Here is a 12,705-nt window from a genome sequence, read left to right as displayed (position 1 = left end):
CTGATTATGGCGCGCTCAAAACCCAATACTACTCGCTCTACCAGGCAGCATGTAGCTGAGGCTGTGCCCACAAACGGCAAACACGTTACACCCAAAAAGAAATCAAGCAAAATAATTGAAAACGATAATAATATAACCCGGAGTGAGATGAGCGAAGTGCTGGACCACCGGGAGCTGCTGCACGTACTTACCCAGGTGAAGAACGGGAATTTCAGTGTACGGATGCCCATTGACCAGGTGGGCCTGAGCGGTAAGATCTGCGATACGCTGAATGAAATTATTTCCCTCAACGAAAAAATGATGATGGAGTTTACCCGCGGTGGTAATACCATTGGTAAACAGGGTAAGCTCAACCAGCGCATTGAGTTGCCAAACGCCCGCGGGGCCTGGCGTACCGGTGTTGAGTCGCTGAACATCCTCATCTCTGACCTGGTGCACCCCACCATTGAAATTGCGGATGTTATCAGCTCGGTGGCAAAAGGTAACCTGAGCAAGGAAATGCCGCTTGAAATTGGCGGGCACGTACTGCAGGGAGAATTTGCCACCATTGCCAAGGAGGTGAACGACATGGTGAAACAGTTGAACCTGTTCTCCATGGAGGTAACCCGTGTGGCGCGCGAGGTAGGTAGTGAAGGTAAACTGGGCGGCCAGGCGAAGGTAAAAGGCGTAGGTGGGGTTTGGAAAGACCTGACCGACTCCGTAAACCAGATGGCGAGCAACCTTACCGGCCAGGTGCGTAACATTGCCGAGGTAACAACCGCTGTGGCAAAAGGTGACCTGTCGAAAAAAATTACGGTAGACGTAAAAGGAGAGATCCTGGAGTTGAAGAACACGATCAATACCATGGTGGACCAGCTGAACTCCTTCTCCTCTGAAGTAACGCGTGTGGCGCTGGAGGTAGGTACCGAGGGTAAACTGGGCGGCCAGGCGCAGGTAAAAGGAGTAGCCGGTACGTGGAAGGATTTGACCGACTCCGTGAACGGGATGGCCAGTAACCTTACCGGCCAGGTACGTAACATTGCCGAGGTAACCACGGCGGTGGCGAAAGGTGACCTTAGCCGTAAGATCACGGTGGATGTAAAAGGAGAGATCCTGGAGTTAAAAAATACGATCAATACGATGGTTGACCAGTTGAACTCTTTCTCTGCCGAGGTAACGCGTGTGGCGCGTGAGGTAGGCAGTGAAGGTAAACTGGGTGGCCAGGCAAAAGTAAAAGGGGTAGGTGGGGTTTGGAAAGACCTTACCGATTCCGTGAACGGGATGGCCAGTAACCTTACCGGTCAGGTACGTAACATTGCCGAGGTAACCACGGCGGTGGCGAAGGGTGACCTTAGCCGTAAGATCACGGTAGACGTGCGTGGTGAGATCCTGGAGCTGAAGAACACGATCAATACGATGGTGGACCAGCTGAACTCCTTCTCCTCTGAGGTAACGCGTGTGGCGCTGGAGGTAGGTACCGAAGGTAAACTGGGCGGCCAGGCACAGGTAAAAGGGGTAGCCGGTACGTGGAAGGATTTGACCGACTCCGTGAACATGATGGCCAGTAACCTTACTGGTCAGGTGCGTAACATTGCCGAGGTAACCACGGCCGTGGCGAAAGGTGACCTTAGCCGTAAGATTACGGTGGACGTACGCGGGGAGATCCTGGAGTTGAAGAATACCATCAATACCATGGTGGACCAGCTGAACTCCTTTGGTTCGGAAGTAACACGTGTGGCGCGTGAAGTAGGTTCTGAAGGTAAACTCGGTGGCCAGGCAGATGTGCCGGGTGTGGGTGGTACGTGGAAAGACTTAACAGACTCTGTAAATAAAATGGCCAGTAACCTTACCGGCCAGGTGCGTAACATTGCCGAGGTAACCACGGCGGTGGCGAATGGTGACTTGAGCCGTAAGATCGATGTGGACGTAAAAGGGGAGATCCTGGAATTGAAGAACACGATCAATACAATGGTGGACCAGCTTCGTGGTTTTGCCTCTGAAGTAACCCGGGTGGCGCGTGAGGTAGGTAGTGAAGGTAAACTGGGCGGGCAGGCGGAAGTGCGCGGTGTGGCCGGTACGTGGAAAGACCTTACCGACTCGGTGAACCAGATGGCCAGTAACCTTACCGGCCAGGTACGTAACATTGCCGAGGTAACCACGGCGGTGGCGAAAGGAGACCTTAGCCGTAAGATCACGGTGGACGTAAAAGGAGAGATCCTGGAGTTGAAGAATACGATCAACACCATGGTGGACCAGCTGAACGGTTTCGCCTCGGAAGTAACGCGTGTGGCGCGTGAAGTAGGTAGTGAAGGTAAACTGGGCGGACAGGCCGACGTGCCTGGTGTGGCCGGTACCTGGAAAGATTTGACCGACTCTGTAAATAAAATGGCGAGTAACCTTACCTCGCAGGTACGTAACATTGCCGAGGTAACCACGGCGGTGGCGAATGGTGACCTGTCACGTAAGATTGACGTAAACGTAAAAGGGGAGATCCTGGAGTTGAAGAACACGATCAATACGATGGTGGATCAGCTTCGTGGTTTTGCCTCAGAAGTAACGCGTGTGGCGCGTGAGGTGGGTACCGAAGGTAAACTGGGCGGCCAGGCAAACGTGCCTGGTGTGGCCGGTACCTGGAAGGACCTTACCGACTCGGTGAACCAGATGGCCGGTAACCTTACCGACCAGGTGCGTAACATTGCCGAGGTGGCCGTTGCGGTGGCGAATGGCGACATGTCGAAAAAAATTACGGTTGACGTACGCGGTGAGATCCTGCAGCTGAAAGAAACGCTGAACACAATGGTGGACCAGCTGCGCGCCTTCGCCTCGGAAGTAACGCGTGTGGCGCGTGAGGTAGGTACCGATGGTAAACTGGGCGGACAGGCGTTTGTGCCTGGTGTGGCTGGTACGTGGAAGGATTTGACCGACTCCGTGAATCAGATGACGGGTAACCTCACCGAACAGGTGCGTAACATTGCTGAGGTAACCAAGGCGGTGGCGAGTGGTGACCTGTCGAAAACAGTGGCCATCGACGTTAAAGGGGAGATCCTTGACCTGAAGAACACGATCAATACGATGGTGGACCAGTTACAGGGTTTTGCCTCTGAGGTAACGCGTGTGGCGCGTGAGGTGGGTACCGAAGGTAAACTGGGCGGACAAGCCGAAGTGCGCGGGGTAGCCGGTACCTGGAAGGACCTTACCGACTCCGTGAACATGATGGCCTCTAACTTAACCAACCAGGTGCGCGGGATTGCCAAAGTGGTAACCGCGGTGGCAACCGGCAACCTGAAACAAAAACTGACCATTGTATCGCGCGGTGAAGTAGCACAGCTGATTGATACCATCAATGAAATGATCGATACCCTGGCCACCTTTGCAGACCAGGTAACTACGGTTGCCCGTGAGGTAGGGGTGGAAGGCCGGTTGGGCGGACAGGCGAGTGTGCCTGGTGCGAGCGGCATCTGGAAAAACCTGACCGAAAACGTAAACCAGCTGGCGCAGAACCTGACCACACAGGTGCGTTCCATCTCCGAAGTAGCATCGGCGGTAACAAAAGGAGATCTTACCCGGACTATTCGCGTGGAAGCGAAAGGAGAGGTGGAAGCGTTGAAAGATACCATCAACCAGATGATCACCAACCTGCGCGAAACTACCCTGCGTAACCAGGAGCAGGACTGGCTGAAATCGAACCTGGCCAAGTTTGGCCAGATGTTGCAGGGACAACGCGACCTGGTAACGGTAACCCAAAAGATCCTGTCGGAGCTGGCACGGGTAGTAAGCGCCCACTATGGCGCCTTCTACATCTTACGCCAGGATGAGGATACCAACAATGAAGTAAAACTGAAACTGTTTGCGGCCTACGGCTACAAATCAGATAAAAATATTCAAACTGAATTTGGCATTGGCGAAGGCCTGGTAGGCCAGGTGGCGTTTGAAAAAGAACGCATCATCCTGAGCAATGTACCAAGCAATTACATTCGCATCAGCTCTGCATTAGGCAGAGCCAAACCGGCTAATGTGATCATTTTGCCGGTGTTGTTCGAGAACGATGTGAAAGCGGTAATTGAGCTGGCATCGCTTGATACCTTTAACCAGACCCACCTCGACTTCTTAAGCCAGTTAACGGAAAGTATCGGTATCGTGTTGAACACCATCGAGGCCAACTCCCGTACGGAAGAACTGCTGACACAGTCGCAATCACTGGCCAGTGAGTTGAAAGTACAACAGGAAGAGTTGCGCAGAACCAACGATGAACTGCAGGATAAAGCCCTGTTGCTGGTAAAACAAAAGAACGAAGTGGAAGCCAAGAACAAGGAGGTGGAAGAAGCGCGCCGCTCACTGGAAGAAAAAGCCGAACAGTTAACACTGACCTCGAAGTATAAATCGGAGTTTTTGGCGAACATGTCGCACGAGTTGCGCACGCCATTGAACAGTTTGCTGATCCTTGCGCAACAACTATATGAGAATGCGGAAGGTAACCTCACAGAAAAACAGATCCGGTATGCAAAGACCATCCACTCCTGTGGCGATGACCTCATTCAACTGATCAACGACATCCTTGACCTGTCGAAAATCGAATCAGGGTTCATTACTGCCAATTTTGCACCGGTGCGTTTCTTCGAGATCACTTCGTTTGTGGAAACTACCTTCAAGCCAATTGCCGAAGCCCGTCATTTGCGCTTTACAATAGAAACAGATACCAACCTGCCGGAAAACATGGAGACCGACATTCAACGGTTGAACCAGATCCTGAAGAACCTGTTGTCGAACTCCTTCAAGTTTACGGAGAAAGGGGAGGTGAAACTGAAGATCTACGACGCCAAGAAGAACTGGAAACCGGGTAACTCCATTCTTGATAACGCACAACGGGTGGTGGGCTTTGCCATTCATGATACCGGTATTGGTATCCCGCTGGAAAAACAAAGCATCATCTTTGAAGCCTTTCAGCAGGCAGAAGGAAGCACCAGCCGTAAATATGGCGGTACCGGCCTGGGGCTGTCTATCAGCCGCGGGTTGACCGAACTGTTAGGCGGTACCATTGAACTGGATAGTACGCCAGGGAAGGGAAGTACCTTTACCCTGTTCCTGCCAATAGATAATGTCTCTGGTGTGGTAACCCGTGAAGCACCAAGCAGCCTTACAGAATACCAGTACCAACTGGGTAACGACAGTGGTGAAATTGATACGTTGTTGAATTCCATCAGGGTTACCGGAGAGGGTATAGATCCCAGTGGTATGCACATCGTGAATGAAATGATCAACGATACCGGCGACGACCGCAACAATGTAGCGCCCAACGAAAGAGCCATCCTGATTGTTGAAGACGATATCCGCTTTGGCAAGATCGTTATCGAAAAAGCGCACCAGTATGGGTTGAAAGCCATCGTGGCCACCAACTATATCGAGGTGTTCGACTTCATCAACCGCTTTATGCCCATTGCCATTACACTGGATGTGAAGTTGCCCGATACAAGCGGCTGGAAGGTGATGGAGCTGTTACGCAACGACCTTAGCTACCGGCATATTCCTATTCATTTGATCTCGGGTGAAGAGAACCGGACATTGGCCCTGAAACGCGGCGCCCGCAGCTTCCGCCTGAAACCATTGGACAATGAATCGCTCAACGACCTGTTCGACGATATAGTGGCCTTTAGCAAGAAAAAGGTGAAACAGATCCTGGTGGTGGAAGACAATGAACTGGATGCCTCGCAGATTGTAAAACTGTTAAGCACCGACAATATGCAGGTAACGCTGGCCGAAACCGGCGAAAAGGCCATGCACGATATCAACAGCAAGGATTTCGATTGCATCATTCTCGATTATTCTTTGCCAGATCTGCCGGGACATGAACTGGTGAACCAGGTGGCGGAAAGAAAGCCCCGGCTTACACCGATAATTATGTATTCGGCGAAAGAGTTCAATAAAAAAGAATTGCAGCTGCTGAACAATGTAAGCGGCAAAATATTGTTAAAGGGGGTTAATTCGCTGGAACACCTGTTGGAAGAATCGGTACTGGCGCTGCATATTAACCATAAAGACCTGCAGGTTGAAAAACGAAAAGTGATAGAGAATATCAGGAAGAAAGAAGATATTCTCACTGGTAAAAATATTCTGGTTGTAGATGACGACGTGCGTAATTTGTTCGCACTAACTACGGTATTTGAACGTTATAATATTAATGTGATTACAGCCGAAAGCGGGAAGGAAGCCATTAATATTATCAGGGAAGACAACCCGAAAATTGATATGGTACTGATGGATATCATGATGCCTGAAATGGATGGATATGAAACCACGCAAAAGATCAGGCGTGAACATAAGAACAGTACCTTGCCTATTATTGCCGTAACGGCAAAAGCGATGAAAGGCGACAGGCAGAAATGTATCGAGGCCGGCGCTTCGGACTACATAACAAAACCACTAAAAATAGATCAGCTGTTGTCTTTGATGAGAGTTTGGTTTTATAAATAAACGCTAAAGGCTTAACGCCAAACGCTAAAGGCTCTGTCCGCAAGTCGGGGTGTTTGATTATTGCGGAAAGACTGAATTCGGGAAACAGGCGTTCAGCCTTAAGCGCTCAGCGTTCAGCATAAAAGAAACCGTAACAATGCGTCCAAAAATTTTGTTAGTAGATGACCGTGAAGACAATTTGATGTCGATGGAAGCCATCCTGGCTCCCGATGGCTATGCTTTTGTAAAGGCAGGGTCGGGCAGCCAGGCGTTGAAGATCCTGTTGAATGAAATTGATTTTGCGCTTATTTTGATGGATGTAAAAATGCCCAACCTGAACGGGTTTGAAACCGCTGCCCTTATCTATGAACGCGAAAAACTGAAACACATTCCCATCATTTTTATTACAGCTAATAATTATGGGGAGGAAAATGTTTACAAGGGCTATCGCATGGGCGCGGTAGACTACATCTATAAACCCATTAACTCCGAATTGCTGCGCGCAAAAGTAGGCGTGCTCGTAGATCTTTACCGGAAAAATCATCGCCTCATCGAGCAGGAAAAGCGGCTTACCATTATTAACCGCAACCTGGAAATGGAGATCACGGAACGAAAGGCATCGGAAGAACGGGTAAAAGAGCTGAACCGGCAGTTGCTCGAGAACATTGCGCTGCTGGAATCGGCCAACCGCGACCTTGACCGTTTTGCGTTCATGGCCTCGCACGATCTGCAGGAGCCCCTGCGCAAGATCCGCACATTCAGTGATCTGCTGTTTGTGAAGTACCAGCCTGTGCTCGACGGGCCGGCTATCAATTATATCAACCGCATTCAGAGCGCAGCGGTACGTATGCAAACGCTCATCAGCGATATCCTGGCCTTCTCCCGCATCAATAATGAGAAAGATACTTTTGTAAATTATAACCTCAATCTTATTTTACAGGAGGCCATGGATGAACTGGATGCCAGCATCCAGGACAAAAAAGCCACTTTTGAAATTGTGTCGTTGCCCACCATCGACATAAACCCGGGACTTATAAGGCCCCTGTTCGAGAACCTGCTGAGCAACGCATTGAAGTATAGCAAAAAAGAAGAAGCGCCGGTAATAAAGATCCATTCAGAAATTATTACTGCCACTACCTCCAATAAAGAACCTGTAAAGTATTGCCGCATTTATGTACAGGATAATGGCATTGGTTTCGATCAGCAGTATGCCGAACAGATTTTCGATATGTTCAGGCGGCTGCATGTGCACAGCGAATTTGAGGGAACGGGTATTGGCCTTACCCTCTGCAAAAAGATCGTTGAAAAACACAACGGGTATATTTCGGTGCAAAGCAGGGTGAATGAAGGCTCTACCTTTATCATTTCATTGCCTGTTCACCAGGCTACTGTTGAAACACCCGGCGAATCCAGTACAGATACCGGGTCTGAAGCATTGTTATTATTCGGGAAGAAATAACGAAGGGTTTGTGGTTTATGGTTTGTTGTTTGAAACCATAAACCACAAACTATATTATTGTGGGTTCAACACAAACATGGAACGGGGAGGAAAGTACAATACTTTTTTCCAGTCGATGCTGAAGATCTTTTCGAGAATGGTCTTTAATTCTGTCAGCGTATGCGGTTTGATGGCATACATGTTCGATCCTTCGCGGTAACAAAATTCAATATTCTGCAAATCTGCCAGGGAAGAATATACGATAATAGGAATGGAATCGTATTTCCTGTTGGCCCTGATTTCCCGCAGGCACTGCCGCCCGTCTTTACACGGCATAAGAAGGTCCAGGAAAACTATATCTGGATTATTTTCATCCAACAATTTAAACAGGATATCGCCGTTTTCTGCCCTTGACAAAACCACCTTAAACGAAAGTTCTTCGATTGCCAGCGAAAATATCAGGTAGTCTTCGTCGTCATCCTCCGCAATAAGTACATTTGTTGGATACTGATTATACACGTTCATATATATTCTTTTTTTACCTACCATCCCGTTTCAGGCGGGATCACAATACAATTTCAAACACGCTATTTTGATCAAAAGTTATAATTTACGACAAAATACGAATACCGAAAATACAATCTAAATCCCAATGATGGAATACAAATTTTAGATTGATGTTTATAAAAACAGTAAAGTATGCAGGAGAAAACCAGGTATATTATATTGTTTTACGACCACAGCGAAAACGTACTCTCTATGAAGCAGTTGTTGCAGCATCTACCGGTTCCTGTAGAAACGGATTGTGTAGAGAATTTTCAACAATTATTAGGGGTACTTGATAACAGGTTGCCGGACCTCATTATCGTATATGTTAATAATCCGGTAAAAGGGTATGTGTCTCATTTGAAAGACATGCGTTTCAATATCGGCATCGATGAGATCCCGGTGTATGTCTTTACAGAGCTGCCCGAAAAGCAAACAATAATTGAGTTGATGAATTAATGCCTTCAAAAAGAGTTGTGGAAGGTATAATTAAAAGAAAAGGGTCCTGACGATACCGTCTCAGGACCCTTTTTATGAAGAAAACTCTTGTTTAAAAGTGCCAGCGCACAAAAGCCTCCATCGCAGCATACTTGGTAAGCCCCAGCTGGGCGTACAAATTGGCGGTATTGGCGTTTCTGTCTTCAGCGCGTTGCCAGAATTCGCGGCTGTCGCTACCCTGGAAGGGTACACTGTCTTTTTGCGACTGGTGTATAAAGATGCCAAAGCGTTTTTTAAGTACCTGGTCGGGGCTCATGGGAATGGCCATTTCAATTTCACTCAGGTCCCATTCCTGCCAGGCGCCTTTGTACAACCAAACCCAGCAATCTTTGATCCATTCGTCACCCGCTTCTTTTATGCGGCGCAGGGATTCAAATACGATGTCCAGACAAACCTTATGGGTGCCATGCGGGTCGGCCAGGTCGCCGGCGCAATAAATCTGGTGAGGTTTTATCTGGCGCAGCAGCTCCATGGTCAGTTTCACATCCTCTTCGCCCATTGGCTTCTTTTCAATGGTGCCTGTTTCGTAAAAAGGCAGGTTCTGGAAGTGGATATTGGCGTCTTTAATGCCAACATACCGGCAGGTGGCCTTGGCCTCACAACGGCGTATTAAGCCTTTTACCGACCTGATTTCCGGGGTGTCTATCTGGTTCGATTTCTTGAACCGGAGGTATTGACGGGCCTGTTCCAGGATCTCTTTCGATTTTTTGCTGTCAACTCCGAACATATCTTCAAAACCCACGGCAAAATCCATAAACCGGGTTACAAACTCATCGGTAACGGCAATGTTGCCGGAGGTTTGGTAGGCAACGTGTACATCGTGCCCCTGATCGTGCAGGCGCTGGAAGGTACCGCCCATGGAGATGATGTCATCATCGGGGTGGGGGCTGAAGATAACGCAACGCTTGGGATAGGGCCTGGTGCGTTCCGGATGGTTTGGTAAATGTAAGTCGGGTTTACCGCCGGGCCAGCCGGTGATGCTGTCACGCAGCATGTAATATACCTGCAGGTTGATCTCGTAGGCATCGCCTTTTTCAACCAGCAGATCGCCCAAACCATTATCACGGTAATCATTATTGGTTAAACTCAACAAAGGTTTGTTTACTTTCAGCGACATGTTCACCACCGCCTTGCGCACCATCTTGGGCGTCCAGTCGATATCACCGGTGAGCCAGGGCGATCTGAAGCGGGTGAGGTCAGCAGCGGCAATTTCATCCAGGATGAACAAACTATCGTTGTGCTGTTGTAATAAAGAAGCAGGGATCTGTTCCGTAACATTATCCTCAACCGCTTTTTGTACAACGGCTGTTTTTGCCGGGCCCCAGGCCATCAGTAAAATGCGCCTGGATTTCATAATGGTGCTGATGCCCATGGTGATGGCCAGTCGCGGCATTTCGGAGATATTGGCAAATTCATGCGAATTGGCAATCCGGGTTGAGTTGTCAAGCGTGATGAGGCGGGTGCGGGAAAGGATGCTGGAACCGGGTTCGTTAAAACCAATGTGTCCATTGTTGCCAATACCCAGTATCTGCATGTCTATACCGCCGGCATCTTCTATCATGCGTTCATATTCCAGGCAATACTTCTTCACTTCTTCTTTGGGAATTTCACCGCTGGGAATATGAATGTTTTTTGGGTCAATATCAATATGATCGAACAGGTGCACATGCATAAAGCGGTTATAGCTTTGCAGGGCATCGTTGTCTATTGGATAATATTCATCCAGGTTAAAAGTGATCACGTTCTTAAAGCTCAGGCCATCTTCTTTGTGCATGCGCACCAGTTCGGCGTAGGTTGACCGGGGGGTTGAACCGGTTGCCAAACCTAGTACACAGGACTGGCCGGCAGCCTGTTTGCTGCGAATGAGATCAGCAATTTCTCTGGCTGCGAATTTTGAACCTTCTTTTAAGTCGGGGTAAATACGTACAGGTATCTTCTCAAACGAATCAACCATGCTCATAAATAATCGGTTTTTATAGTTGCGCTAAATTAAAGCTATTTCCAGTATTCATTGGGAAATGCGGTTTATTTCGGGTAGAAAAACAAAGCAAACGTTTGATATGCTGAATGCTGAACACTTAAGGCTTAATGCTAATTCACGTATGTTCGACTTTCCCTTCAATCTTATGCTTTCTGCCTTGTGCGTTCTGCGTTATGCCTTCCGCGTTAAGCCTTATTCAAGCGTTTTGTTATAATTGGTTCCCCATAAAGTGTACCGTTTGAATTGCGTTTGCAAACGGGTTTCAAAATCACTCCAGTTGCGTTTGGCGGCAGGGCTCCACAGTACTTCACTCAGGGCGCTTACGCGGGGGAAGATCATGTATTCTACCTTTTTGGTATTAGGTACGTATTCTGTCCATAAGTTACCCTGCGCACCCAGTATGTGTTTGGCCTGTTCATCGGTGAAATCTTTTGGAATTGGTTCGTAACTGTAGGTTTGTTTAACAGGCAAATAGCCGCCAATAGTTAATGAATCTTCATTTTTTGCCTGGGCATGATCGAGGTAGCAATAACCACCGGGCGTCATAATAACATCGTGGTTTTGTTTGGCAGCATCGATGCCGCCCTGTTCACCACGCCAGCTCATTACAACGGCATTGGGGGCCAGACCGCCTTCCAGGATCTCATCCCAGCCTATCATGGTTTTACCTTTGCTGTTGATGTATTTTTCCATGCGTTGTACAAAATAGCTTTGCAGTTCATGCTCGTCTTTCAAATGATTGTCGGCAATTCTCTTCTGGCATTTGGGGCATTTCTTCCAGCTTTCCTTGGGGCATTCATCGCCGCCAATGTGTACATATTTGGCGGGGAATAAAGGAAGCACTTCATCCAGCACATTCTGTAAAAACGTGAACACACTGTCGTTACCGGCGCAGAATACATCGTTGAACACGCCCCAGGTTTGTTGAACCTGGTAGGGGCCGCCGGTGCAACCTAAATACGGATAAGCAGTTAATGCTGCAGATGCGTGACCGGGCATTTCAATTTCAGGCAGCACGGTGATATAGCGTTTGGCAGCATAAGCTACTATCTCCTTTACTTCTTTTTGGGTATAGAAACCGCCATAATGAATGCTGTCGTTACCGGTGCCGGGGTGATGTCCTATGATAGTGCCATTGCGCCAGGCGCCGGCTTTAGTTAAGTTGGGATATTTTTTTATTTCAATGCGCCAGCCCTGGTCATCAGTTAAATGCCAGTGGAAGTAATTCATTTTATGCAGGGCGATATAATCAATATAACGTTTTACAAAAGGAATGGGGAAGAAGTGACGGCTTACATCCAGGTGCAAACCACGGTATTGAAAGCGGGGATAATCTTTTATGCTGAGATATGGTACTGCGAAGGAAGTAGTTTTTTCAGTTGGCAATAACTGCAGCAGGGTTTGTACGCCATAAAACGTACCGTTTTCATTATCGCCGCCAATATATACGCCTTTGGCGTTTACTTCCATATTATAAGCGCCGGCAATAGGGTATTCTATCTTGTCGTAATTCAAAACAATGCCTGGTACTTTGCCTGCTTTTTTGGTAATGGGTAAGGTGAAGCCATACACCTGTTTCAGATAATCATTTAAAAACTGAGCTGAATTCTCAAGACCTGAACCTTCCAGGATAATAGGCGTTTTAGCCGTAATGGTAAACGAGCCTGCGGTTTCAGGCATTTTCAATTCAACGGGTTGGGGAATAATATTTACCTGGGCATGCAGGTGCATGGACAGGACCATAGTGGCAATGAACCAAACTTTTTTCATAATGAGTAAAAAATGTTAAATCGATTTGTCACTTAAGAGTGTCAAA

6 protein-coding genes are annotated in these 12,705 nt (G+C 48.1%); 3 read left to right on the top strand and 3 right to left on the bottom strand.

The window, feature by feature from the left end; genetic code table 11:
* Positions 1 to 6: 6 nt before the first annotated feature.
* Together NIAKO_RS19450 and NIAKO_RS19445 are read left to right on the top strand one after the other, a co-directional pair.
* On the top strand, positions 7 to 6,447 hold the full coding sequence (locus NIAKO_RS19450; RefSeq protein WP_014220160.1) for a HAMP domain-containing protein: 6,441 nt from the start codon (positions 7 to 9) through the stop codon (positions 6,445 to 6,447).
* A 136-nt stretch (positions 6,448 to 6,583) separates the two neighbouring features.
* Complete coding sequence (locus tag NIAKO_RS19445) at positions 6,584 to 7,885, top strand: ATP-binding protein (protein ID WP_014220159.1); 1,302 nt, start codon at positions 6,584 to 6,586, stop codon at positions 7,883 to 7,885.
* 54 nt (positions 7,886 to 7,939) lie between these two features.
* Here NIAKO_RS19445 and NIAKO_RS19440 read toward each other — a convergent pair whose 3' ends face one another.
* Positions 7,940 to 8,389, bottom strand: a complete 450-nt coding sequence (locus NIAKO_RS19440; protein WP_014220158.1) for a response regulator — start codon at positions 8,387 to 8,389, stop codon at positions 7,940 to 7,942.
* A gap of 174 nt (positions 8,390 to 8,563) precedes the next feature.
* On the opposite strand from NIAKO_RS19440, the gene NIAKO_RS19435 reads away from it, so the two are divergent.
* Entirely contained in the window at positions 8,564 to 8,869 is a 306-nt protein-coding gene (locus NIAKO_RS19435; protein ID WP_014220157.1) for a hypothetical protein, read from the top strand.
* Positions 8,870 to 8,960: 91 nt separating this feature from the next.
* Here NIAKO_RS19435 and nagB read toward each other — a convergent pair whose 3' ends face one another.
* On the bottom strand, positions 8,961 to 10,868 hold the full coding sequence (gene nagB, locus NIAKO_RS19430) for a glucosamine-6-phosphate deaminase (RefSeq protein ID WP_014220156.1): 1,908 nt from the start codon (positions 10,866 to 10,868) through the stop codon (positions 8,961 to 8,963).
* A 213-nt stretch (positions 10,869 to 11,081) separates the two neighbouring features.
* Entirely contained in the window at positions 11,082 to 12,659 is a 1,578-nt protein-coding gene (locus tag NIAKO_RS19425) for a beta-N-acetylhexosaminidase (protein WP_014220155.1), read from the bottom strand.
* Positions 12,660 to 12,705 lie beyond the last annotated feature (46 nt).

The organism is Niastella koreensis GR20-10 (assembly GCF_000246855.1).
GTDB lineage: Bacteria > Bacteroidota > Bacteroidia > Chitinophagales > Chitinophagaceae > Niastella > Niastella koreensis.
This window is presented reverse-complemented; position numbering and strand designations above follow the sequence as displayed.

Excerpts from the sequence above, each read along its gene's own strand:
- nagB (WP_014220156.1), bottom strand. The coding sequence starts at position 10,868 with ATGAGCATGGTTGATTCGTTTGAGAAGATACCTGTACGTATTTACCCC.
- NIAKO_RS19425 (WP_014220155.1), bottom strand. The coding sequence starts at position 12,659 with ATGAAAAAAGTTTGGTTCATTGCCACTATGGTCCTGTCCATGCACCTG.
- NIAKO_RS19440 (WP_014220158.1), bottom strand. The coding sequence starts at position 8,389 with ATGAACGTGTATAATCAGTATCCAACAAATGTACTTATTGCGGAGGAT.
- NIAKO_RS19435 (WP_014220157.1), top strand. The coding sequence starts at position 8,564 with ATGCAGGAGAAAACCAGGTATATTATATTGTTTTACGACCACAGCGAA.
- NIAKO_RS19450 (WP_014220160.1), top strand. The coding sequence starts at position 7 with ATGGCGCGCTCAAAACCCAATACTACTCGCTCTACCAGGCAGCATGTA.
- NIAKO_RS19445 (WP_014220159.1), top strand. The coding sequence starts at position 6,584 with ATGCGTCCAAAAATTTTGTTAGTAGATGACCGTGAAGACAATTTGATG.